This is a genomic window from Paenibacillus sp. AGC31 (genome assembly GCF_057334655.1).
In genome coordinates, this window is record NZ_JBHFJH010000024.1 from 503999 (window position 1) to 527269 (window position 23271).

The 23271-nt window shown below is 46.7% G+C and carries 22 protein-coding genes and 1 other annotated feature; of the genes, 17 read left to right on the forward strand and 5 right to left on the reverse strand.

The window, feature by feature from the left end:
* Positions 1-30: 30 nt before the first annotated feature.
* From ACE04G_RS10000 to ACE04G_RS10035, 8 genes are all read left to right on the forward strand, one after another.
* Complete coding sequence (locus ACE04G_RS10000) at positions 31-552, forward strand: hypothetical protein (RefSeq protein WP_221819125.1); 522 nt, start codon at positions 31-33, stop codon at positions 550-552.
* Positions 553-803: 251 nt separating this feature from the next.
* On the forward strand, positions 804-1055 hold the full coding sequence (locus ACE04G_RS10005; RefSeq protein ID WP_143760279.1) for a hypothetical protein: 252 nt from the start codon (positions 804-806) through the stop codon (positions 1053-1055).
* A gap of 32 nt (positions 1056-1087) precedes the next feature.
* Positions 1088-1996, forward strand: coding sequence for an ABC transporter ATP-binding protein (locus tag ACE04G_RS10010; protein ID WP_221819126.1), 909 nt, complete (start codon positions 1088-1090; stop codon positions 1994-1996).
* Positions 1989-2780 (forward strand): ABC transporter permease, encoded by a 792-nt coding sequence (locus ACE04G_RS10015; protein WP_036668933.1) that lies wholly within the window; start codon positions 1989-1991, stop codon positions 2778-2780. Before ACE04G_RS10010 ends, ACE04G_RS10015 begins: the two co-directional genes overlap by 8 nt.
* Positions 2781-2947: 167 nt before the next feature.
* Complete coding sequence (locus tag ACE04G_RS10020) at positions 2948-4021, forward strand: AI-2E family transporter (RefSeq protein WP_260632581.1); 1074 nt, start codon at positions 2948-2950, stop codon at positions 4019-4021.
* 217 nt (positions 4022-4238) lie between these two features.
* Complete coding sequence (locus ACE04G_RS10025; RefSeq protein WP_036611299.1) at positions 4239-4634, forward strand: GntR family transcriptional regulator; 396 nt, start codon at positions 4239-4241, stop codon at positions 4632-4634.
* A 23-nt stretch (positions 4635-4657) separates the two neighbouring features.
* Entirely contained in the window at positions 4658-5758 is a 1101-nt protein-coding gene (locus ACE04G_RS10030) for a DUF1648 domain-containing protein (RefSeq protein WP_221819127.1), read from the forward strand.
* Positions 5759-5812: 54 nt separating this feature from the next.
* Positions 5813-7402: an alpha/beta hydrolase family protein gene (locus ACE04G_RS10035; protein ID WP_339307255.1), complete on the forward strand. Its 1590-nt coding sequence runs from the start codon at positions 5813-5815 to the stop codon at positions 7400-7402.
* Positions 7403-7523: 121 nt separating this feature from the next.
* On the opposite strand, the gene ACE04G_RS10040 is transcribed toward ACE04G_RS10035, so the two are convergent.
* Positions 7524-8882, reverse strand: a complete 1359-nt coding sequence (locus ACE04G_RS10040) for a hemolysin family protein (RefSeq protein ID WP_076209623.1) — start codon at positions 8880-8882, stop codon at positions 7524-7526.
* 376 nt (positions 8883-9258) lie between these two features.
* Between ACE04G_RS10040 and cls the strand changes: the two genes are divergently transcribed.
* Positions 9259-10698 (forward strand): cardiolipin synthase, encoded by a 1440-nt coding sequence (gene cls / locus ACE04G_RS10045; RefSeq protein WP_221819129.1) that lies wholly within the window; start codon positions 9259-9261, stop codon positions 10696-10698.
* A gap of 350 nt (positions 10699-11048) precedes the next feature.
* Positions 11049-11960, forward strand: a complete 912-nt coding sequence (locus tag ACE04G_RS10050) for a YitT family protein (RefSeq protein ID WP_221819130.1) — start codon at positions 11049-11051, stop codon at positions 11958-11960.
* 55 nt (positions 11961-12015) lie between these two features.
* On the opposite strand, the gene ligD is transcribed toward ACE04G_RS10050, so the two are convergent.
* From ligD to ku, 4 genes are all read right to left on the reverse strand, one after another.
* The gene (gene ligD / locus ACE04G_RS10055; RefSeq protein ID WP_339307257.1) at positions 12016-12906 is read right to left on the reverse strand and encodes a non-homologous end-joining DNA ligase; all 891 of its coding nucleotides are present in this window, start codon (positions 12904-12906) and stop codon (positions 12016-12018) included.
* Positions 12907-12946: 40 nt separating this feature from the next.
* Positions 12947-13897 (reverse strand): ATP-dependent DNA ligase, encoded by a 951-nt coding sequence (locus tag ACE04G_RS10060; RefSeq protein WP_221819132.1) that lies wholly within the window; start codon positions 13895-13897, stop codon positions 12947-12949.
* Positions 13898-14142: 245 nt separating this feature from the next.
* Positions 14143-15012 (reverse strand): VOC family protein, encoded by an 870-nt coding sequence (locus ACE04G_RS10065; RefSeq protein WP_449003788.1) that lies wholly within the window; start codon positions 15010-15012, stop codon positions 14143-14145.
* Positions 15013-15328: 316 nt separating this feature from the next.
* Positions 15329-16243, reverse strand: coding sequence for a non-homologous end joining protein Ku (gene ku, locus ACE04G_RS10070; protein WP_486094403.1), 915 nt, complete (start codon positions 16241-16243; stop codon positions 15329-15331).
* A gap of 370 nt (positions 16244-16613) precedes the next feature.
* Between ku and ACE04G_RS10075 the strand changes: the two genes are divergently transcribed.
* The 7 genes from ACE04G_RS10075 to ACE04G_RS10105 all read left to right on the forward strand — a co-directional run bounded on the left by ACE04G_RS10075 (position 16614) and on the right by ACE04G_RS10105 (position 23033).
* On the forward strand, positions 16614-16910 hold the full coding sequence (locus ACE04G_RS10075; RefSeq protein WP_186327780.1) for a hypothetical protein: 297 nt from the start codon (positions 16614-16616) through the stop codon (positions 16908-16910).
* A 4-nt stretch (positions 16911-16914) separates the two neighbouring features.
* Positions 16915-17091 carry an H-type small acid-soluble spore protein gene (locus ACE04G_RS10080; RefSeq protein ID WP_145321463.1) on the forward strand — a complete coding sequence of 59 codons (177 nt, stop codon included), beginning with the start codon at positions 16915-16917 and terminating at the stop codon, positions 17089-17091.
* Positions 17092-17357: 266 nt separating this feature from the next.
* Positions 17358-17840, forward strand: coding sequence for a tRNA (adenosine(37)-N6)-threonylcarbamoyltransferase complex ATPase subunit type 1 TsaE (gene tsaE / locus ACE04G_RS10085; RefSeq protein WP_211084337.1), 483 nt, complete (start codon positions 17358-17360; stop codon positions 17838-17840).
* Between the two features lie 2 nt (positions 17841-17842).
* The gene (gene tsaB / locus ACE04G_RS10090) at positions 17843-18691 is read left to right on the forward strand and encodes a tRNA (adenosine(37)-N6)-threonylcarbamoyltransferase complex dimerization subunit type 1 TsaB (protein ID WP_449003792.1); all 849 of its coding nucleotides are present in this window, start codon (positions 17843-17845) and stop codon (positions 18689-18691) included.
* A 17-nt stretch (positions 18692-18708) separates the two neighbouring features.
* The gene (gene rimI / locus ACE04G_RS10095) at positions 18709-19230 is read left to right on the forward strand and encodes a ribosomal protein S18-alanine N-acetyltransferase (RefSeq protein ID WP_036668955.1); all 522 of its coding nucleotides are present in this window, start codon (positions 18709-18711) and stop codon (positions 19228-19230) included.
* A complete protein-coding gene (gene tsaD, locus ACE04G_RS10100) occupies positions 19227-20282 on the forward strand; it encodes a tRNA (adenosine(37)-N6)-threonylcarbamoyltransferase complex transferase subunit TsaD (protein ID WP_017690086.1) in 1056 nt (351 codons plus the stop codon). Before rimI ends, tsaD begins: the two co-directional genes overlap by 4 nt.
* A 517-nt stretch (positions 20283-20799) precedes the next feature.
* Positions 20800-21138, forward strand: a binding site (T-box leader).
* Between the two features lie 335 nt (positions 21139-21473).
* The gene (locus tag ACE04G_RS10105; protein ID WP_036668956.1) at positions 21474-23033 is read left to right on the forward strand and encodes a 2-isopropylmalate synthase; all 1560 of its coding nucleotides are present in this window, start codon (positions 21474-21476) and stop codon (positions 23031-23033) included.
* Positions 23034-23271 lie beyond the last annotated feature (238 nt).

Here is a 23271-nt window from a genome sequence, read left to right on the forward strand (position 1 = left end):
AAGTATGGAGTAGGACAAGGAGGACTGGACATGCTGCGAAGAAGGAACCGGAATGCTTTGCTCAAAAAGATCGGGTTCATCACGATCATTGTATTATTGCTGTGGTTGATTGCCAGAACCATTCCGTATTTGTTTCAGGCAGATACAACGGATGAAGCTGCTGCTGTTGCCGAAGAGTTCTACAAATATGAGCAGACGGGTGACTTCGGCAGTTCATGGGAACTTTTTCATCCCCTGATGAAAGAGCGGTTTCCCAAGAGTGCTTACGTACAGAACAGAGCACATATATTTATGCAGCACTTTGGCGTGGAAACGTTTGAGTTGGAGATGGAGAAGCCGGAGCGCGAGTTCGATGTAACCGTGATCGATGGCGTTAAGCCATTTTCTGAAGCCTACCGAATTCGGGTCACCCAGAAGTACTCAGGTACCTTTGGCCAATTCGATATTGTGCAGACCTGTTATCTGGTAGAGGATGGCGATGAGTGGACCTTACTCTGGTATTATCCAAATCAGAAAAATGAGGATACCTCGCAGGTCGACAATAGTGACTGATCAAGAAATAATATTAACCCATACATTGAACCGAATTGTATCATTTACCTAACATCTGGCTCCATAAATGCGAGACTTTTGTCGCATTTATGGAGCTTTTTTTGTATTTTGCTTGTTTTTATGGCTTTGAAGCCTTGACATTAGTCCCGGTGTCAAGTAAATTACGAGATAGATACAAAATGTATCAATTTTCAGCGTCTAACGACAAATAACAAGGACTTCTAAGCTCCTTGTGAGGGGAAGGAATATCATTGATCGAAACGGGCCGCTTTTACTGTGTCAGTTGTGGGATGATTGTGTCGGTCACTAGAAGCTCTGTCGAAATGAAGGAAGAGGGCAATGGAGGCAATCACGTATTTCGCACCGGATTCTACCGGAGTGAAATGCCGCTTGGATGCTGTGAAGCGTGTGTAGTTGAAGCGAAACGTCAGGGGAAATCCCAGTTTGCGGGACAATATACTAAAGATTATGATACACTATGTTCATATGAGAAACGGGCATGAATGATGTGCTCGTCCATGAAGGAGGGGATTGAATGCAGCAGGAGCCGGTCGTCCGGATTCAGGGCGTCAGCAAAATCATATCCTCCCGATCATTGGTCAGCGACCTGACTCTGGATATTTCTCCGGGGCAGGTTTTTGGTTTTTTAGGACCTAATGGCGCGGGGAAAACAACAACGATTCGGATGATGGTTGGACTGATGTCCATCAGTAAAGGTGACATTTTCATCTCGGGACACAGTGTGAAGAATGAATTTGAACAGGCGGTAGCCCAGGTAGGAGCTATTGTAGAAAATCCGGAAATGTACAAGTTTCTGACCGGGTACCAGAATCTCGTTCACTTTGCCCGCATGTCGCCGGGAGTTACGAAAGAACGTATTGCGGAAACGATTGAACGTGTGGGGCTTACCGCCCGTATTCACGATAAGGTCAAAACCTATTCACTGGGCATGCGCCAGCGTCTGGGGGTCGCGCAAGCGATATTACATAAACCGAAGCTGCTTGTACTGGATGAGCCGACCAATGGTTTGGACCCGCAGGGTATACGGGAACTGAGAGATTATTTGCGTCAGCTCACCCAAGAGGAAGGTATTACGGTCTTTGTATCCAGTCATTTATTGTCGGAGATGGAGCTGATGTGTGATACAGTGGCCATCATCCAGAACGGCAAGTTGATCGATGTAAGAAACCTTCGGGCTGAAGCCGGTTCGGATGCATTAATCGAAGTTGCTTTTGAGCTGAATGATGCTGACCGCGCTGCGGATCTGATTCAGGGTGCTATCGTGCAGGGCAATGTCCTGGTGATGCGGGTGTCTCGTGAGCAGATTCCGGATATCAATGCCAAGCTGGTTAGTGAAGGGTTTCAGGTATACGGTATTCGTAACGTGACTCACACCCTGGAAGAACAATTCTTGCAAGTCACTGGGGGTGGAGGAATTGGGTAGTTTCGGTAATCTGATATTGAATGAGAATATGAAAATTTTCCGTCGTCCCCGTACCTGGATCATGTTATCGATTCTGGCGCTGATCTCGCTATTAATGCCAGTGTTACTGCGAGAAGGCATGGGGTCCAATGAAGTTTTGTACTGGGAAGCGGCTGTAACGACCATCCAGATTACGTTTTTCCTGAACACGATCTTCTGTGTCGTGATTGCAGCGGAATCGGTTGCGGGCGAATTTACCTGGGGAACCATCAAGCTATTGCTGATCCGTCCATGGTCACGAAGCAAAGTTCTTGCTTCCAAATATCTGACCGTCGTTGGCTTCAGTATTGTCAGTACATTGCTGATCATCGCGATGGCCATGCTAACGTCTTATATCCTTTTCTCGCATGATGCTCCGGGAGGAAGCAGTAGTCCGGCTACGAATGCTCTGACGTTATGGGGATATTTGTACGTTGATCTGTTCATTACGCTTGCGATTGCTTTTATGGTGTCCTCCGTATTTCGTTCAGGTGCACTTGCGATTGGATTATCCCTGTTCATTATGTTCTCACAGAGTATCTTCTCGCTCATATTCAATCCGGTCCGTTATGAGTGGGCCAAGTATGTTCTATTCAACAACATGGATCTGAGCAAATACATGACCTCCGGGGCGGATTTTGCGCTAATGGGTGGCCCGAGTGCAGGAATGACACTAGGTTTCTCCATTGCAGTCCTGGCGGTGTATTACGTTATTTTCATGGTGATTTCCTGGGTTGTATTCAGCAAAAGAGATGTGGCAGGCTAACGCCTGCTTCTTTTTTTTGCTCCAATGTTTGTTTTGGAAAGAAAATAAGTGTATATTCAGCATCGCCTGTGGCATGACTGTCATTTAAGGGTACTTATAAATGACTAGATATACATATGAACGCTCCAGTCAATTTGGCAGAGCAGCGCATGGAGGGATCACGTTTCTTGATAAATAACAAGTTCTACCGCATATGCACAGCGATTATTCTGCTGCTGCTCATCGTGTATCTGGGGGAAAAAGTGAACTTTATTTTCAGCCCCTTGACCTCACTGATTCATATCATCATCATTCCGCTGCTGATTGCTGGTTTCTTCTATTATCTGCTGCGCCCCCTCGTCGATTATATGGAAAGGCATAAGATCAAACGTGCATTGTCAGTTCTGATTATTTATGTCGTAATTGCACTAATCCTTGCAGGTTTTAGTGTGCTTGTATGGCCTTCCCTGCGTGAACAATTGATGAATTTCGTGGAGAATGCTCCAGCGTTGGTTACTTCACTCAGCGATCAGTTGAATGCACTTGAAAAGAGCAATTTTGTGTCCAGATACCTGCCTGATGATTCCAATCTATTCTCACGATTATCCGATGTTCTGAGCCAAGGGATCACACAGGTAACCAATTATGTCTCAGGGTTATTCTCCGTGGTATCCAATCTGGTTATTATCCTGGCAACGTTTCCGATCATGTTGTATTACATGCTCAAGGAAGGCAGCAAGTTTGGAACGAATCTGACTTTATTGCTGCCAAGACATTATCGGAAGGATGGGGAAGAAACCGTCCATGAGATCGATGAAGCACTAAGCAACTATATTGTTGGCCGGGTTATTGTTAATGTAGCCCTGGGGATTTTGATGTACATCGGTTTTCTCATTTTAGGTTTGCCTTACGCATTGCTGCTGACGGTTGTATCCATTATTCTGAACTTCATCCCTTATGTGGGTGCTTTGCTGGCAGCTATTCCGGTTGTCATTGTTGCGTTTATCGAATCACCTTCGATGGCGATCTGGTCACTGGTCATCATTGTAATCGCACAGCAAATCCAGGATAACCTGATCTCACCTTACGTCTATGGCAAGCAGCTCGATATTCATCCACTGACTACCGTTATCCTTTTGCTCGTGGGTGCTGACCTGGGAAATATCTTGGGTATGATCATCGTAATTCCTCTATATATGATTCTGAAAATTATAGTTCGCAAAATCCATTATCGGATTGTTGAAGATAAGACTGAAACTTAAATGGAAGTTGAAATACAACGCTATCATGTGTGCCACTACTAATGTTTGTTATTGAATCACATCGATAAGCTCATCAGGATAAGCCGCATATCAATGGTGAAGGGTCAGGTAAGTTTACCCTCGCCATTGATATGCGGCTTTTTTTCATACATATTGCTCATTCGTGTTATATCTGTTATACTTGATATATAACAGATAACAAAAAGAAGGTGAACCCTTGATTATTCAACTGGATATGCAATCCGAACTTCCCATCTATTCGCAACTTGTTTATCAAATTATTGAAGGCATTGCTAGTGGTGAGTTACAGCTAGGTGAGGCGTTACCTTCGGTTCGGAATTTGGCAGCAGATATCGGTGTTAACCTTCACACCGTCAACAAGGCTTATACCCTACTCAAGCAAGATGGATACATTCTGGTTCATAGACAAAAGGGAGTTGTAGTGAACCCTGATGGAATGCCTGGTTTAACGGATGATTTTTTGAAAAAGCAGCAAAGAGAATTAAGACCGATTATTGCCGAAGCGATCTGTCGCGGAATGACCAAAGAGGAACTATCTGCGGTGTTAGACCAAATGTATGACGATGTAAAGATGGGTCACAACAAAGAATAAAGAATCAAGGGAGTGTGTTATGTATGCAGCTATTTAATATATTACCTATCATTTTAATCTTTGCCCCATTAGCCTTACTTCTATCCTTTGCACCATATCTGACAAGGGAAACCATTAGCTTTGGGGTTACGGTAAGTCAATATAATTACTACACACCCACCTTACGTAAGCTAAGGAGTACGTTTGCTAAAGTAAGTCTGATCGGAAACGGGATGATTATACTTATCTGTCTGTATTTTCTCCGATCAGCTAATGAAGATTCTACTGCAATGATTACCGGTGTTAGTACAATGATATTTATTGTGTACTGGGCAGCACTACACATCTTATTCCATTTCAAGATGAAAAAGATCAAAGGAACACTTACAACTGTAGAAGCACCTCAAAGAGTTAAAATCGATACCACCTTCCGCCAAAATAAACTCACCTATTCCAACTATTGGTTTCTCGTTCACATGGCTATTATTGTAGCTATTGCAATCATTACGATCCTGAATTATAAGGCACTCCCTAACGCCATTCCCATAAAATATGATCTTCAGGGCCATGTCACTTCCAGTGTACCTAAAACCTACCTCTCGGTACTGGCTATTAATCTTGTACAGCTAGGAATCATTGCACTTCTGATGTTGGTGAACTGGAGTATTAAATCAAGCAAACAACAGCTTACTACGTCTAATCCTGGCCAATTTGCTGCTGAGAATATTCAATTCCGCCGTAAATGGTCCCTATTTACGCTTGTAACAGGCTTACTTCTTACCATTTTATTTGCCTTCATTCAGATCAATATGTTCGTCCCTAATCTGGTCTTGTTAACAGCTATTAGCCTCATCACTCCTGTGGTGATCGTATTAGGTGTTGTATGGCTGTCTCTCACAGGCAGACAAGGCGGTGGGAAAATTCGTAATCAACAAAAGGATCACGAACGATCTAAGGAGCAGCCTGTGAATGACGATGATTATTGGAAGCTTGGGTTTATTTACTTCAATGCCAATGATCCTTCTTTAACCATAGAAAAGCGTTATGGAATAGGTTGGACGATTAACTTCGCTCGTCCACTATCTTGGGTCCTGTTGTTATTCATCATTGCTATTGTTGTTATAAGTATAGTTCTGAGCCAATAAATGCTCATAGATCTATGCATATGATAGATAAAATGATTAGGAGGAATTATTACAATGAACAATTGGAAAAAGCTATTACTTTCTCTTACTTTCGTAGGTCTCATCCTTCCGGTGACACCCATCTCAGAAGCTGCTGAAAAATCTGCTGGTAGTGAAAATCTTGTTCCTATTCGTGAGATTGCAGAAAAGAATGGGGCAGAGGTATCTTGGCAACAAAAGACAGGCGAAATCACAATACGAAAAAGTGAGCTTACGATTATAGTTAAGGTAGGAGAGAAACAGGCGATGGTGGATGGGCAAGCCATATCCTTAAACAATCCTGTTCAGTTAACGAAAGGAACTACCTATATGGATGGGGCATTTCTTTCCGAGACGCTGAAGGCAGCACCTGAGGACAGATTCATTTCACTTATTAGTGAGGGCGATGGCAAGGAGGCTGCCAAGTATGTTCATACCTCTGTGAGTGGAGTGTTGTCACCCACGTTGTTGAGCCAGCTGTGGGGAGCTTTAGAAGGACAAAATGGCAAAATTACAAGTGAAGCCATAGCTATGCATGTAGAAAATAATACAGTGCATCGCAATGTTACCTATACGTTCAAAACAGAGCTGACTCGTTTGAATATTACGGTCAGAATGAATCATAACGGACTTGTGGATGATTTGCATATTGCCGCCGCTACGCCAGATGTGTATCAAAAACCAAGCTACGACGACCCATCTGCCTATACAGAACAAGCCATTACGGTTGGTCAGGGTGATTTGGCTTTGCCAGGGACATTAACTTTGCCCAAGGGAGAGGGACCTTTCCCGGTTGTCATTCTGGTACACGGATCTGGGCCTAACAATCAAGATGCTGCCATTGGTGGTGCAAAGCCATTTCGCGATCTTGCGGTAGGTTTAGCTTCACAAGGAGTTGCTGTATTAAGATACGATAAGGTCACGTATGAGCATACCTATAAGGTGGCTTCACAGCCTAAATTCACATTAAAACAAGAGAGCGTAGATCAGGTAAATGATGCAGTGGAATTCCTTAAAAAGAATGCACATATTGATTCTACAGCGATTTTTGTAGCTGGACATAGTCAAGGCGGGTTTGCAATGCCATTAATCATTGCTGAGGATAAACAACATGATATTGCAGGAAGTATTCTACTTGCTGCACCAAGTAGTAGCTTCGTGGATGTGCTTACCGAGCAGCAGGACGAATTGGTAGAGCGGATGAAGCAGCTTGGTTTAGACACGGAGATGATTCAAGGACAAGCCGATTTTTATAAAAATGTGACTGCGATGGTTAAAGATCCAAAATACTCTGTAGATCATCTTCCTGAGGCGTTTCCACTTCAACCTGCTTATTGGTGGTTTGAGCAGAGAGATTATGTGCCTGCGGAACTGGCTAAAACACAAAATAAACCTATGCTTGTTATACAAGGCGAAAATGATGTGCAAGTGTCTATGGATCAATTCCAAACCTGGAAATCGTCGCTTCAAGGTCATTCCAATGTAACGTTCAATAGCTATCCAAAGGTAAATCATCTTTTATCCAGCTATGATGGACTTTCAATCGGTCAAGAGTACGCTGAGCCATCTAATGTCTCCAAAGCCATTATCGATGATATTGCAAAGTGGGTATTAAAATCTAACTAAAAACGGGAGTTCCATTCTTGGTTGAATGATAAATTGGAGAAGTGTCGGATGGGGCGAGATATATAAGAAGAGCACTTACCGATATAGGCAAGTGCTCCTTTTCTTTTTTTACAAATTTGCTTTATTTAGACCAATTGGACTCTTTCTCGTCTTCATCGGTATAATCAGACATGGTCAGTGGTTCCTTGGGAACAACGGCCACTTTGTAGAACCGATTTTTATCTTTTTCCAGCAAAACAAAAATTAGATTCTCGAACTCATATTCTTCCTGTTCGTTCATCTCGGGACGATGGCTGTAGAGCCATCCACCAATGGTGTCCCACTCATCTGCATCCAGGCTGGACATAAACATGTCGTTCACCTTCGATAAGGAAACCTTACCATCCATAATGACATAGTTCTCATTGATGACTTGAATATCTTCCACTTCGTCTGCGTCGAACTCGTCGCGAATCTCACCAACAATCTGCTCAAGTACATCCTCGATGGTTACAATTCCGGAAGTTCCGCCATATTCATCGACCAGCACGGCGATATGTACGCCATCCTTCTGCATTTTCTTGAGCAAGTCCTTCACAGGAGTTGTTTCGTGAACAGCCGATACAGGCTGGATCAGGGAGGATAGATCGACAGGTTCATCGTTTCCGTAAAGTTCCAGGAAGAATTGTTTCGTATTAATGATACCGATGATATCGTCTTTACTCTCATTAACTACCGGAAAACGGGTATATTGTTCCTCACGAATGATCTCCAGGTTTTCCTCATTTGTTCTATTCACATAAAGGCAGACCATATCGGTCCGGGGTACCATGATTTCTTTGGCTAACATCTCATCAAAGGCAAAGATCCGGCTTACATAACCGAACTCGGCTTGGTTGATTTTACCACTTTCAAAGCTCTCATTAATAATGATCTGCAACTCTTCTTCGGAGTGTGCATCTTCATGCTCGGAAGCAGGTTTGATTCCGAACAGTTTCACCAGTTGGTTCGCTGAGCCGTTTAACAGCCAGATAAAAGGATACATAATTCGGTTAAACCAGATGATAGGTGTAGACGTCAGCAGTGCAACAGTCTCGGCTTTCCGGATTGCAATCGTTTTTGGAGCGAGTTCACCAACCACAACATGCAGATACGTGATGGAAGCAAACGCGATAACAAACGATAAGAATGAAGAAACCGCCTCAGGAATTTGCAAGCTTTCAAACACAGGGTGGAGAATCTTCTCTACCGTCGGTTCACCCAGCCAGCCCAGTCCCAGAGATGTGATCGTGATTCCAAGCTGGCAGGCAGACAAATATCCGTCCAGATTGGCAACAGCTTGTTTAACAGCCAGCGCACGCTTGTTTCCTTCTGCAATCATTTGGTCGATCCGGCTCGGTCGAACCCGCACTAGAGCGAATTCCACTGCAACAAAAAACGCCGAAAGTCCTATCAAAAAAGCAACCATTACTAAATTTAACGCATACCTCTCACTTTCCATTCACTGCTCTTCTCCTTTAGGTAATAAGTTTTTAACGATTATTATATCTAATTTTACGTAAGAAGACCACCTCCAGACAAAGAAATGAGGAAGAGTCTGGAAGGTGGAATGAGCAGATTGGCGTCACAAAGCGAATCTGCTCCATCATTAAACTGATATGTAGAAGGTAACACAGTCAAAATATACAATGAACAAAGTAGAAATCTGAATTTCCAGAATCAAGTATTCCGTCTGCTTATGTAAAGTTTTATCTAAGTAAACGTTACGAATAGGGGGTACAATGGGTATCTATGATTAGCTGATTACATAATCGTCAAAGCTGTGTAGGTGAGAGAAGGGCAAGGTCATGAAGCTTGCTACTTGAGGAGGAAGCCAAATGTTCTGGCTGGTCATTATATTACTCGTATTTATTTTCCAGGCAGCCACAATTCTACTGCTGGAATTTCGTAATCCGGCTAAAGCTGTGGCTTGGCTGTTTATTTTGTTCTGCGTGCCTTTGATCGGTTTTGTAGTGTACTATTTCGTAGCGCAGGATTATAACAAACGAAAAAAACTTCGCAAAGGTGGATCGCGGATCTTCCGTGAAATGAAGGAAACGATCTGGGAACAAGCCCACATCATTGGAGATGTCGAACATATGCCTGGTGATCGTTTCAGCCACCAGCATCGATTGTTTAACCTGTTATCCCATCTGTCGGAGAGCCCGATTACAGGTTGTAATAACAGTACGGTGCTCACAAATGGTGAAGAGGCATTTGCGGCAATGCTGAGCGAAATGGAAAAAGCAAAGCACCATCTGCATGTGGAATTTTACATTTTCCGTGATGATGTGATCAGTACGAAGTTTCAGGATGTCATGATTCGCAAGGCACAGGAGGGCGTGAAGGTTCGGTTTATTTGTGACGGTCTCGGCAGTCACAAGATGAGCTGGAGTTTTATCCGCAAACTGCAGGATGCAGGTGTGGAGTTTCATTATTTTCTACCGCCACTGATTGCAACGATTGACCGAAGAGTCAACTACCGGAATCACCGTAAAATTGTTGTTGTGGATGGACAGGTTGGCTTCGTGGGTGGCATTAATGTAGGCGATGATTACCTTGGACGATATCCGGAGGTGGGTTTCTGGCGGGATACACATGTGCAGATTGAGGGAGATGCCGTATATTTCCTGCAAAGTACGTTCCTTAACGACTGGAAATTGGCTTCCGGTGAGCGAATTACCGAACCCCAGCTTGTGGAATTGTTTCCACCTCATATCTGTAGCGGGGAAGAACGAATTCAGATTCTGGCCAGTGGGCCGGATCAGGACTGGGATGCCATTCAGGAAATGTGTTTTGGAGCCATTTCGGTAGCCTGTGACCGGATTTACATTACCACACCTTATTTTATTCCTGATCCTGCCCTGTATGAGGCACTCAAAACAGCCGCTGTCAGTGGCGTTGATGTGAAAATTATCATTCCGTATCAATCCGATTCAAAGCTTGTTCATTTGGCATCCCTTTCATATGTAGAGGAACTTCTGCGAGCAGGTGTTGAGTTCTTCCAATATCGCAAAGGTTTTGTACATGCCAAAGTGATGATTGTGGATGAGTTGCTTGCAACGGTAGGCACGGCCAATATGGATATGCGCAGTTTTTTTTGCAATTTTGAGTTAACGGCTGTCCTGTTCGAGTGCTCTCCGATTCGTCGTTTGATCACTGACTTTGAACGTGATCTCGGGGAATGCAGTCAGATCAATGGGGAGGTATTTCAGAGGCGTTCACGACGGCAAAAAGGCGCAGAAATGCTTTCTCGGATGCTTTCTCCGCTTCTTTAGGCGATTTAGGGCAGATTTCTGAGGATAAGTTCACTTTTTGTGAATTTATCTTCTTTTTGCTAAGTATTTTGTGCAAATTTGATCTTTTATGATATAATAGATATATAATTTATGTCTTGGTGAAGGAGGGGAGTCTGCGGGAAAACAGGCTCCCTTTTGCTCTCTTTTGAAAGTGCAAACCGGGATGAAGACCATTTTGAATCCATTTTATATCGCCTTTAGATGCTTGTGCTTGTATAGCCAGGGTACATGTAGAACAGCAGTTTGCTGTTTTCTAGATGTAGATTCACCCTGAGTATTTAAATGATTTATAAAATGGATTCACACACTGATTTAACGGGGGGGATACCATGTCCAATGTAACGGTGAAAGAACTAACAGTCAAGCCAGCTGACCGCGGGGTCAAAAGCTCGGTGTTTACATTAAAGCTGCTGCAACGTATTGTGATGATTCTGATTGGTGCTGCACTAATGGCTGTATCACTTGAAATATTCCTTGTGCCCAATGGCGTAATTGATGGGGGAATTACAGGTATTTCGATTATGGTGTCAGAGCTAACACATCTGCCACTCGGAGTATTCCTGACCTTGCTCAACTTGCCATTCCTGATTCTGGGATACAAGCAGATTGGTAAAACATTTGCGTTATCCACGCTGCTTGGGATCGTGGTGATGTCCATCGGGACTGCGTTGTTGCACCGCGTGCCTGCATTAACACCAGGAGAGCCATTGCTCGGAGCCGTATTCGGCGGATTGATCCTGGGTGTGGGGGTTGGACTCGTGATTCGTTCAGGTGGTTCACTGGATGGTACGGAGATTGTCGCCATCTTGCTGAGTGAGAAATCACCGTTGTCTGTAGGACAGATCGTATTGTTCATTAACGTGTTTATTTTCGCAGGTGCAGGATTTGTATTCGGCTGGCCGAACGCCCTGTATTCCATGATTGCATATTATATTGCGATGAAGATGATTGATATTGTGAATGAGGGACTTGACCAGTCCAAATCAGTATGGATCATTAGTGATAAATATCGTGATATCGGTTCAGCCCTGACAGACCGTCTTGGTCGTGGTGTAACTTTCCTGGATGGAGAGGGCGGATTCAGCGGGGACGAGAAAAAGATCATCTTTGTCGTGATCACCCGTTTGGAAGAAGCGAAGCTTAAGACCATCGTTGAAGATTGGGACCCGCAAGCCTTTGTGGCTATCGGTAACATTCATGATGTGAAGGGCGGACGTTTCAAGAAAAAAGGTATCCATTAGCGATTGATATACGCATGAATGATAATAGCCGACACCCTTGTGATGAGGGAGTCGGCTATTTTTTCTTCAAATGTTTGAGAATGAGCTCCACCGGTTGGGGTTCAACAGCTGCGATTAAATCACCGGTTTGGTTCAAGCGTTCAATAATGTTCATCAGATGGTAATCCTGGATGGAGACGTTGCTTCTAACCTCGTCCCAGGTAAGGGGTGTAGAGACAGTGGCCCCGGATTTGGCACGTGGTGTATAGGGAGCGGCAAGGGTCTTGCCTCCATAATGCTGGAGATAGTCAAAATAAATGCGGTCTCCACGGTCCTTTTTGAGTCGTTCCAGTGTGAACAGATCCGGGTGCTTCTGAGTGACATATTTACCCACAAAATAACCGATCTCTCTCAATTCATCAAAGGTTACTCCTTGCACAATGGGAACGATGATTTGAACTCCTGTTGCGCCCGAAGTTTTGGGAATAGACCTCAGACCAAGGGAAGTCAGGGTTTCTCCAACGATGAGTGCAGCATGCATGATCCGCGGTTCATGTTCCTGAGAGGGGTCCAGATCAATCATCCATTCACTGGGCAGATGGCTTCCCACAGTATGCAGAGAAGGATGAAATTCAAGTGCGGCCAGATTGCCAAGCCATAACAATTCCGGAAGTCCATTCATGACCACATAGCGGATGCCGTCGTGAACTTCAGTCCGCACATAATCTGGTATAGGCTCAGGGGCATTCTTTTGATAGAAAAATGTCCCTCCAGCGCCGTGGGGATATCTTATCGTGGTGAGAAGTCGATTGCTCGTATACGTGAGCAGATAAGGAGCCAGAGCGGCCAGCTTTTGCAGATAGATGGCTTTGGTGACACCCGCATCCGGCCATAACAGCTTGTCCGGATTCGTTACCGTCAGTTCTGTGCCTTCTATTATGATGGTTCCCTGGATCTTGGGGGCCATATGGAACACCTCCTATACGTGTAATCAATCTTGGACTGAGTCATTGAAGAAGCTGGTTCGCCAGACAATCCTCACGGGTTACATCCGCGAAGGTCTGAATACTGGGATGGCGTAGAGTGTGATGATGAGTCAACTCCATATATTGCACTTTGACTCCTATTCGTGGTTCCACCCAGGTGGTCTCTGCACTGCGCTCGGGTACATTATGGAACGGTCTGTCCTGTCTGATCAAAGGCTCGACTTGATGGGTGAGTTCCCGCCACGTATTGGAGTTCAATTTGCCAGTCCCGACATGACCAATATAGACAAAATTAGGCCCATCATATACACCGACCGCGACGGCATTCACAATACCGCTCCGGTACGTGACTCCCCCGATCATGGCATATACATCATGCATGATTTTGACTTTCTGCCAGCGCTGGTCCTTGCCCTGTATGCCATAACTGCTGGTGAGATCCTTGCAGACAATGCCTTCCATCTGATGTTGTCTCATGACCGTAAGCAGGGAAGAGGCATCAAGCGTATTGGTGACCTCCTGAACATGGGGAGCGGTGTTAAGGACCTCGTGCAACAGGCGCTGTCGATCTGCCAAAGGCTGATCCGTCACCCATTTCCCCTCATAGAACAGGATATCAAATACCATATATGTGACCGGAATCTGATGTATGGCTTGGGCGATACCTTCGGGTCTGCTCATCCGATCCCGCCGAAGAACATGATAAAACGAAGGTTTTCCGGTGTCTGGGTCCAGCGCAATAACTTCTCCATCCAAAATATAAGAGGAGCCTGCACATAAATTGCGTGGTGTTACCAGCTCGGGATACTGTGCGGTTCGATCATGTAATCTGCGATTCACCAGGCGCAGCTCATGCCCGTCCTCATAGGCAAGCATGCGGACTCCATCCCACTTGACCTGGGCAATCCATTGCGGTCCTGTGGGTAAGGTATCTCTGGAGATGGGTTCGAATGGAATCAACGGTTTGAACATGGGGTACTCCTTTCTTGTCCGGAGCATTAGAGAAACGAACGCCCTAAACATCATGCGTCTTTTCGATCTCCATATTTTTTGAATTTAACTTGTCGGAGTAGTCGTTAGGATGCACTAATATGGACGGTCTTATAAAAAGCGAATGAAAAAGCCCGGGTATCCGATCTCTCTGTGATGTGGAGAAATCAGGTACTCGGGCTTATGTTATGAAATTATCCATAATGATCGTGTGTGTCCTAACCAAATCAATTGGCAGCGGTTAGACGTACACGGATGTTCTGTGGGTCTACCGTAACCCAGGTACCCTCCACTTGTGTAACGACTGCACCGGAATGACGCAATTGTTCAAGTGCCTGATCCAATTGTTCCTTTGAGGCGTACACAATGGTGAAGTAGTCAATTCCTGTAGCGTTATCTGGATTAGCAGGTGCATTCACTCCTGCCCAGATATTAAGTCCCAGATGGTGATGATAACCCCCAGCGGAAACAAACAGCGCAGACATGTTGGCGAAGTTGCCCACGATATCAAAACCGAGTATGCCGGTGTAATAGTTGCGGGCTTCTTCCAGGCTGCGGACGTGGAAATGTACATGACCAATAACGGTGCCAGCAGGCAGGCCATGCCAAGGTTCATTCTCCGATATGGCAAACAGGCTTTCCACATCTACAGGATCACTTGCCATTACGTAGTTATTGTCGCTATCCCGTTTCCAGGTATCACGTGCACGGTCCGCATAGATTTCAATTCCGTTCTGATCGGGATCGGAGATATAGAAAGCTTCGCTGACCAAGTGATCGCCTTGGCCGATATCGATGCCGGATGCAGCCAGATTACGAAGAGCAAGACCCAGGGACTTGCGGTCAGGAAGCAGGATGGCGAAATGATACAAGCCAGCGTGTGAGCGTTCCGGCAGGGTAATTCCATCCGTGAGCTCTTCCAATCGCAGCAGGGACTGTTTTCCGTCGGCTGTCAACGTAGCCACTTTGCCACTCCGCTCAAGTAATTTTAATCCAACCACATCGGTATAGAACTTAATTGAACGCTCCAGGTTCATAATTCGCAGACTCACTTCACCCAGATGGGTTGTGGCAGGGATTTGATACGTTGTATTCATGATGGTTTCCTCCTGAGAATAGATAATATAGGTTCTGTTTGATTGTGTATATGCGTTGAAAACGGATTATTTAATTGCATACTGTTGAAGCTGAATTACAGGGTGACTGTATATTCATAAATAAGTTACTTTTCATAAGTTAATATAAAATATAAATCAGCTTTCGTCAATCGCATTTTGGAATTATAACTGGAGTTTTATTGACTAGTACTGCTTAAATCGTTCTGTAAAACAAAAAAATCCGACTGTGAAGCCGGATCGGAGTAAACCTCGTTACATGAGTCATATAACGGAATCGGTCTTGCATTAGCGACATTCAAACTTTTGGTTTGGGTGTCGCGTTTTTTCTTTTGGCTGGTGCAGCAGGTGTATCGGATTCTCCTCCGGCAACCGCTTGAGCAGGCGTTTTTCGCGGTGCACGTTTCTTAGGCTTGGCCGTTGTTGTCCCAGGGTCAGCCGGAATAGGCTTCACGGCCTCGATACTTGCCTGCAAGGCAGCCATCAAATCCATCACATTAGCTTCAGGTTTGGCTGGAGCAATCTTGATTTCTTCGCCTGCCACTTTGTGCTGAATAAGATCCAGCAGTTTGCTGCGATAGTCATCGGTGTATTTACCGGGTTCAAAAGGCGTGGACAATTGATCAATCAGCAACTTTGCCATCGTGAGTTCCTTTTCATTCACGTTCTGCACTTCAGGCAAGTTGGGCACCTGGGAGACAGGACGAATCTCGTCCGGATAGAAAATCGTCTCCATGGAGAGGCAATCTTCCAGCACACGTATGGCAGCCAGACTGCTTTTGGAGCGAATGGAGATTTTGGCGATCCCAATTTTGCTGGTATCTCGCATCGCGTTCATCAACAACTGGTAGGCATTTCCCCCAGCCTGATCGGGCGATAGGTAATATGTTTTCTGAAAATAGATCGGATCAATCTCAGTCAAGTCGACAAAATCCAGTATGGTAATGGTTTTGCTGGTGGAATCATTCAACGCTTCCAATTCATCTTTCTCGAAGAGAACAAACTTTCCTTTTTCATATTCATAGCCTTTGGTGATCTCTTCCCACTTCACGTCCACTTCACAGGAGGGACATTGACGAACATAAGCGAGCGGGCTGCCGCAGACTTTATGGATATAACGCATCGAGATGTCTTTGTCTTCGGTAGCCGAGAACATTTTGACAGGGACATGCACAAGGCCAAAACTGATTGCACCTTTCCAGACGGTATGCATAGATCGGCTCCTTTCAAAAGGTTGTTCAAAAATTTCCGCTTTTGATTACGAATCATGCCTAGCGGCATGATCAGCATCGAATATGAAATTCAGCCCAAATGTCCGTTGCTCACGTAGTTTGCCTACGCTCCGCTACTCCATTTCTAGCTTTATTCCATCTTCTTGGTACTGAAAACCGGACTTTTTGAACACGGATTTATATTCAATAGTATGGGCATCTGGTGCGAGGGATAATCGTCTTGTAGATGAACGAATTCGTATGGTTCGGCGAGACTCGGGGATGATAACAGAAACATGTTTGGATTCCGACAGGAAGACGAGCATGGGATAGGTAGTTATTCTCGCAGCACATATGCCGGGAGGTGCAATATTGAAGAACAGACGTGATGAGGAAGAAGCACACAAGCATGCATTTTCTCCGTATCCTCTTGCCGAAGCCGAAAGTGCTGAAGAATTCTATACACCTGCTACAGCTGTAAACTGGGAAGCGGTCACTTCGGAAGAATTGCCCCTTGATCGGGAGTCCTTTATGCTCGACATTGACCGGATGGTGAATGAAGGGTTAGGCGGGGGACAGGTTACGGAAGATAACGGTTATATTGGTGATAGCACAACAGACACCATGATTAGGGAAGACCACGAAGATCCGGAAGGGGAGTATGAATAAAATGATGGATGCGAAGCGCGCCAAGGCGATCTATGATTCGAAGGATACCATTGCTGTTACGCTGGAAGGAGATCCGGTCTGGATCGAGAGTGTGGATGAAGCCAATGGCATGGCAACCGTTCAGGTGGGCAGTAACCCGGGAAATACCCATACGGTACGTGTGGATCGTTTGGAGGAGTAGATACAAGTAACATATAGTTATTGAGGGATTCGAGAATGAATAAAAGCTGAAATTTATGCATAACACGGCCGGTACCGAGAGGTGCCGGTTTTTGGTTTTTCCTAGTGGGTGTCTGAAACTTCGAAGGAAGCGAGTTTTGTGACACGTCTAATAATGCATGTTATATTTCCGCTTGCCTCCTTGGATGTTGCGGGGGAAGAAAGGGACCGATATAATAAGGTTCAAAGTGAACTCAGGCGGCTGGACCGCCAAAGGTGGGGCGAATATTGAATCAGACGCACGAGCAGTGGGTGTATCAATCCCATGGCATTGCAGATACAGAAGCACTCGCTTCCGCACTCGCCAGACAGGCAAACGCCGGCATGGTGGTTGCTTTGGATGGTGATCTGGGCGCGGGTAAAACGGCATTTTCACAGAAATTTGCCTGGCATTTGGGTGTACGTGATGTGGTAAGCAGTCCCACATTCACACTAATCAAGGAGTACGAAGGGCGTCTGCCTTTATATCACATGGATGTATATCGCATATCGCTGGAAGAAGCGGATGAGCTTGGACTTGATGAATATTTCTATGGAGCCGGAGTCAGTCTGGTGGAGTGGTCGAGTATCATTCCCGAATTGCTGCCGCAAGAGCATTTGCATGTGCAGATTGAAACAACGGGCCTGGAGGATCGAACGATTACACTGGATGGGTACGGCGAGACTTATGCAGCCATGTGCCGACAGTTCAGACAGAATGGGGTCAAATGATGATGGAAGATTTACAAAAAGAGCCGCGTCAGCGGTTTTTGGCGTTGGATACATCCACCGCAGTGATGGCAGCTGCGATGATGGAAGATCATGCGCTTCTGGAAGAACGCAATGAACGGGCTGAGCGTAACCATTCGGTACACGTCGTACCGGTGATGGAGCAGCTGCTGGCCGCCAGCAACACACAGCCTGGCCAACTGGACGGCATTGCCGTTGGCGTTGGCCCAGGCTCGTATACGGGCATCCGCATTGCGGTGACCGCTGCGAAGACACTGGCCTGGGCGTGGGACATCCCCGTAGCCGGGGTGTCCAGCCTTCAGGCCATCGCCTGGGGCGGCTGGCACAGCGGGCTTGCCGCCAAGGCAGAAGCTGCAGCAGAGGATGCCGCAGTAGGGGCTGGCGGAAAGCCATCCGCGGACCAGGGCAGCACAGGTGCTGCCCCTGTCCACTGGATCGTTCCGCTTGTGGATGCACGGCGCGGTCAAGCGTGCACCGCGCTGTTTGCCTCCGCCGGGAGCGATGCCCCCCGGCGTCTGGCGCCTGATGCCATCCGCAAGATGGACGGATGGCTGGAAGCCCTCGCCGCCCGCATGGCGGAGGCGGCGCCGGAAGAGCGGCCCGCAGCCGTCTGGATCGTCGGCGAGACGGGCCCTCATGCTGCGGCAGCGGCGGAGCTTCACTGCCCCGCAGGAACGGCGCTCCAGCTCGTACCTTATGAGCTGGAAGGCCGCTGGGTTGGGCGCCTTGGCGCCGCCGCGCTGCTTGCAGGTCAGCGTGATGACGTGCATGCGCTGGTGCCGAACTACACCCAGCTGTCTGAAGCGGAAGCCAATCTGCTGCGCAAAGGCTAAAGGGGGAGGGGAAGCAGATGGACAATGTGGCGAATAATAAGCAGGAAGCAACGCTTCAGTTCAGGTTCATGACACTCGCGGATATTCCCGATGTGATGGAGATTGAACATGAGGCCTTTACCCTGCCCTGGACGGAAGAAGCATTTCAAAATGAATTGACACACAATCATTTTGCTAAATATATGGTGATGGAATTGGAAGGCAAGGCCATTGGCTATGCAGGTATGTGGACAATCATGGATGAAGCCCATATTACCAATATTGCAGTCAGAGGCGCGTATCGTGGACGCAAGCTTGGCGAAAAGTTATTGGATGAATTAATGAGCACAGCGGCTTATCTCGGGATGGAACGAATGACGTTGGAGGTCAGAGTCTCGAACAGCATTGCCCAGCGTTTATATCAGAAAAAAGGGTTTGAATCGGCGGGTCTTCGTAAGGGGTATTACTCCGATAATGGGGAAGATGCGATGATTATGTGGGCGAACTTGCCGTCTGCAGGCCGGAGCGGCGAAGAGGAAGGAAGCGTACTGGATTCATGAACGAACTTAATGAAAAAATAAATTCTGCACCATCCTACATTTTGGCGGTGGAGACAAGCTGTGATGAAACGTCGGTAGCAGTAGTGAAGGATGGACGGGAAGTGCTGTCCAATCTGATCTCAAGTCAGATTGAGACGCATAAGGCATTTGGTGGAGTAGTACCTGAAGTGGCTTCACGGAAACACGTTGAAGTCATTACGTTGATGCTGGAACAAGCGATCGAACAGTCCGGCATTCGTCCACGTGATCTAAGTGCAATTGCTGTAACACAGGGACCTGGGCTGGTCGGAGCACTGCTGGTGGGTATCGTTGCGGCCAAAACGATGGCGATGGCACTGGGCAAACCGCTCATTGGCACACATCATATTGCCGGGCATATCTATGCCAACCGACTTACTCATGAACTGCAATATCCAGCGATGGCACTGGTCGTATCCGGTGGACATACAGAACTTGTGCATATGGAATCCGAGGGCAAGTTCAAGCTGATTGGTCGTACACGTGATGATGCTGTAGGCGAAGCGTATGACAAAGTAGCACGTGCACTGGGTTGTCCTTATCCTGGTGGCCCGCATGTGGACCGGATGGCGTCTGAAGCGGAGGACGTAGTGCCATTACCACGGGTATGGCTGGAAGCAGGTTCGTACGATTTCAGTCTCAGTGGTCTGAAGTCTGCTGTACTGAATGTGCTCAACCAGGCCAAAATGCGCGGAGAAACCTTGGAGCCGTCTGCGGTTGCACGTGGTTTCCAGGAAGCTGTTGTTGAAGTGTTGGTGGAGAAAGCCGTTAGAGCAGTTCGTGAGTATGGTTCACGTCAACTGTTATTATGCGGTGGTGTTGCAGCTAACCGGGGGTTACGCTCGGCATTACAGGAGCGATGCACGAAGGAAGGGCTTGAACTGTTAATCCCGCCAATGGAATATTGTACAGATAATGCGGCCATGATTGGAGCGGCTGCGTATCTGAAATGGCAGCGGGGAGAAATTGCTGAATTTGATGCGAAGGCAGATCCGGGACTTTCCCTGGAGGAATGGTCCGTTCAGTCCGTATAGGCAAGCAGTTTGAGATTAAGAGTTGACAACAGGGATGTAAAGAATGTATATTTAGTTACAAATTTAAACAGGAATTCAGATTCCTGAACTGATAAACGCGATGAACAGGAATAGTAAGGTCATTCCCGGTTATAGAGAGCTGCGGTATGGTGCAACGCAGTCGAAGGAAACCTGAAACTCACCTGGAAGCGGAACGATGGAACACGGTGACTCCCCGGGAGAATCCGAAGGCCGATCATGGCCCAAAGTACATGGTTACGGGTTGCCTCCGTGAATGGGCCGTTGTTGGTAGGACCGTTATTACAAGGATCAACTGACGATAACTGAGGGGGCTTTCAGGCTGCTTCAAGTGATCCGGATATGCGAAAGCATTCAGGGGTTGTCTTGAATGAACAGGAAGGAAGTCAACAAGAGTGGTACCGCGAAGGTGAACAGCCTGTCGTCTCTTGCATTATTGCATGAGGTGGCAGGCTTTTTTTGATTTTCAAAATTAGGATGAATGAAGTTAGGTCATATTATAAATGTGATGAACGGGAGCAGTAGAACGATAAAGCGCTCAGAGAGCTGCGGGGTGGTGCGACGCAGTGGCTGGAATCATTCGAATCTCGCCCGGGAACGGAGCTGTGGAAGCGTGGGGACGATATCTATCGCCCAGTTGTCCTGATGGACAACAACATGTGTTACACAGCAACGGTTAACCCCCGTTATAGGGTGTTTCTCCGAATTCCAGTGATGTCGTGCTTGCACGCACATCCAGCGGATCTCGGAGACGACGAGGTGGATGGAGTCCGGCGCAAGCCCGGCCCATCAAGCGAGAGTGGTACCGCGGAGGGGATAATAACCCGCCGTCTCTTATATGAGATGGCGGGTTATTTGTGTTTGCTGCCGGCAGCAGGGTGGGCATGGGAAGAACCATATGGAGATTGAAGAATCAGAAGGTCAGGGTGTAAGTCGACGTACACTCTGTCATGAAGGTAAGCATGATATACAACGAACGAGTAATGAACATTGAACAACAAGTATAGGCACGAAACATTCAATAGGTATTACTGATCACCAAGGACTAAGCTACAAACAACATATGTGTTTACAAACAAAATATATAACAACAGTGACGGCGATTAGCAGGTGTTCTGTGGCTCGTGGATCGTAACGAAAATATTTATAAAAATTTGATGGAGGTTGATGGATATGACAACAACTAATAACAAACGCATGATTGAGATTTTTGATACAACGCTGCGTGATGGAGAACAGGCACCAGGAGCAAGTCTGCAGCCCGAGCAAAAGATTGAACTGGCACACCAACTGGCTTCTCTGGGTATCGACGTCATTGAGCCTGGATTCCCGATCTCCAGTCCAGGTGAGTTCGCGGCGGTTCAGGCGATTTCGAGACAGTTGCAGAACGTGGAAATCTGCGGATTCGCGCGTGCGGTCAAAGGTGATATCGATGCAGCTGTTCAAGCAACAGCGGATGCAGCACGGCGCCGAATTCACCTGTTTATCTCTTCTTCGGATATTCATATCGAGCATCAACTGCGCCGTCCGCGCAGTGAAGTGGTGGCTACCGCTCGTGAGATGGTATCTTATGCACGCCAGTTCACGGACATCGTAGAGTTCACAGCTATGGATGCTGCCCGTACCAAGATGGACGATTTGATTGAAATGGTTGAAGTCGCCATTGAAGCTGGAGCGAGCATTATTAATCTGCCGGATACGGTCGGTTATGCCCTGCCACATGAGTATGGCGAGATGTTCCGCCGGGTGCGTGAGGGTGCAAGAGGCGGCGATCAGGTTCGCTATAGTGCTCACTGTCACAATGATCTGGGCCTGGCCGTAGCCAATAGTTTGGCTGCGATTGCCAATGGAGCTACCCAGATTGAAGTAACCATCAATGGTATCGGAGAACGGACAGGGAACTGTGCACTGGAAGAGCTGATTATGGCGCTGGAGACTCGGGGAGACGCAATTGGTGCAACGACGAACATTAAGCTGAATCAGCTGTATGAGACTTCACGTCAGATTAGCCGTGCGATGCACTTCCCGATTGCTTACAACAAACCAGTGGTGGGACGTAATGCATTCCAGCATGAATCTGGCATCCATCAGGATGGTCTGCTGAAGAATCGCAGCACCTATGAGATTATGGACCCGGAAGCGCTGGGTATTCCGCGCAGCATGATTATTTTGGGGAAACACTCCGGTCGTCACGCCCTGAAGGATCGGGTTCGTAAATACGGTTTTGAGCCGGATGAGCAACAGATGGAGCAATTGTATGAGGTGTTCAAAGAAACCGCAGACCAGCAAAAAGTGGTCAGTGACGACCAGTTATTACAGATGGTTAGCCAGACCATGAATATTCCTGCACAGGACTATGAACTGGTTGAATTGCAGGTGACAGCGGGCAGCATGACGGATCGAATGGCCGCCGTTCGCATTCGCACAAGCGCTGGAGAACAATCATACTCCGCTGTTGGCGGGGGACCCGTGGATGCAACCATCCGTGCGATTGGTCAAAGCATTTCCGATGATATTGCGTTTGTTGATATGGAGATGCATGCCTTGAGTGGGGGAGAGGGTGCAAGTGCAGAAGCTGTAGTTACCGTGGAGCGTGCAGGACGTGAGTTCCGGGGAACGGCAACACATAATGATATCGTCATGGCTGCCGGTCTTGCTTATGTAGCGGCTTGTAATGCTGCTGGGCTGAAGGCGGAGTCTTCCGAACATCATGAACAAGAAGCACATGCCTAAAACATCTTTGCCAGATCGTATCTACAGCGGCAATAGTAGCAATTGCAATTCGTTGTAAATATGCATGGCATATAGTAAATCAATGACGGGCAGGCCTTGAACGACAAAGGTCTGCTTTTGTCTTATTATGGAGGAGCATTGAGGAGTGGAAGGATGCATTTGTCAAGGTGTGACTATAGTTATCCACATATCCAGTGAAAATTGTGGGTAACTAGGATAAAGTCAAACCAGTATAGTT

What these genes read in the sequence shown, in the direction of transcription:
- ACE04G_RS10105 (WP_036668956.1), top strand. Translation starts at nt 21,474, where the DNA reads ATGACAACAACTAATAACAAACGCATGATTGAGATTTTTGATACAACG.
- ACE04G_RS10050 (WP_221819130.1), top strand. Translation starts at nt 11,049, where the DNA reads ATGTCCAATGTAACGGTGAAAGAACTAACAGTCAAGCCAGCTGACCGC.
- ACE04G_RS10035 (WP_339307255.1), top strand. Translation starts at nt 5,813, where the DNA reads ATGAACAATTGGAAAAAGCTATTACTTTCTCTTACTTTCGTAGGTCTC.
- rimI (WP_036668955.1), top strand. Translation starts at nt 18,709, where the DNA reads ATGGACAATGTGGCGAATAATAAGCAGGAAGCAACGCTTCAGTTCAGG.
- ACE04G_RS10080 (WP_145321463.1), top strand. Translation starts at nt 16,915, where the DNA reads ATGGATGCGAAGCGCGCCAAGGCGATCTATGATTCGAAGGATACCATT.
- tsaD (WP_017690086.1), top strand. Translation starts at nt 19,227, where the DNA reads ATGAACGAACTTAATGAAAAAATAAATTCTGCACCATCCTACATTTTG.
- ACE04G_RS10010 (WP_221819126.1), top strand. Translation starts at nt 1,088, where the DNA reads ATGCAGCAGGAGCCGGTCGTCCGGATTCAGGGCGTCAGCAAAATCATA.
- ACE04G_RS10065 (WP_449003788.1), bottom strand. Translation starts at nt 15,012, where the DNA reads ATGAATACAACGTATCAAATCCCTGCCACAACCCATCTGGGTGAAGTG.
- tsaB (WP_449003792.1), top strand. Translation starts at nt 17,843, where the DNA reads ATGGAAGATTTACAAAAAGAGCCGCGTCAGCGGTTTTTGGCGTTGGAT.
- ACE04G_RS10060 (WP_221819132.1), bottom strand. Translation starts at nt 13,897, where the DNA reads ATGTTCAAACCGTTGATTCCATTCGAACCCATCTCCAGAGATACCTTA.
- ACE04G_RS10000 (WP_221819125.1), top strand. Translation starts at nt 31, where the DNA reads ATGCTGCGAAGAAGGAACCGGAATGCTTTGCTCAAAAAGATCGGGTTC.
- ku (WP_486094403.1), bottom strand. Translation starts at nt 16,243, where the DNA reads ATGCATACCGTCTGGAAAGGTGCAATCAGTTTTGGCCTTGTGCATGTC.
- ACE04G_RS10040 (WP_076209623.1), bottom strand. Translation starts at nt 8,882, where the DNA reads ATGGAAAGTGAGAGGTATGCGTTAAATTTAGTAATGGTTGCTTTTTTG.
- ligD (WP_339307257.1), bottom strand. Translation starts at nt 12,906, where the DNA reads ATGGCCCCCAAGATCCAGGGAACCATCATAATAGAAGGCACAGAACTG.
- cls (WP_221819129.1), top strand. Translation starts at nt 9,259, where the DNA reads ATGTTCTGGCTGGTCATTATATTACTCGTATTTATTTTCCAGGCAGCC.
- ACE04G_RS10030 (WP_221819127.1), top strand. Translation starts at nt 4,658, where the DNA reads ATGCAGCTATTTAATATATTACCTATCATTTTAATCTTTGCCCCATTA.